Source organism: Vibrio sp. 704 (genome assembly GCF_033339295.1).
In genome coordinates, this window is the sequence record NZ_JAWOUH010000905.1 from 1 (window position 1) to 542 (window position 542).

Annotated in this window: 1 pseudogene; it reads left to right on the forward strand. The window is 48.3% G+C overall.

The window, feature by feature from the left end:
• Positions 1-542 (forward strand): annotated as a pseudogene (locus R7R24_RS29800) (RNA degradosome polyphosphate kinase); the annotation flags it as partial.

Consider the following 542-nt stretch of genomic DNA (forward strand, 5'->3'; position numbering starts at 1 on the left):
CGCCCGGTTTAAAGATTCACTCAAAGTTATTGATGATCAGTCGCCGTGAAGGTGACGATATTATTCGCTACGCGCACATTGGCACGGGCAACTTCCACGAAAAAACCGCTCGAATCTATACCGACTTTTCGCTGCTCACCGCAGACCAAGAAATCCCCAATGAAGTGCGCAACGTGTTTGGATACATTGAGAACCCTTATCGCCCAGTGAAGTTCAATCACTTGATGGTTTCTCCGCGTAATTCGCGCACCCAAATTTACCGCCTGATTGACAATGAAATCGCCAATGCAAAGGCGGGCAAAAAGGCAGGATTAACCATAAAGGTCAACAACCTCGTCGATAAAGGCATCGTCACCCGTCTTTACGCAGCAAGCAACGCGGGGGTAAAGATCAACATGATCATCCGCGGCATGTGTGCGTTGGTGCCTGGAATTGAAGGCGTCAGCGAAAACATTCGAATCATCAGTATCGTTGATCGCTTTTTGGAACACCCACGCGTAGTGATCACGCACAATGATGGGGATGCTCAAGTCTACATTTCA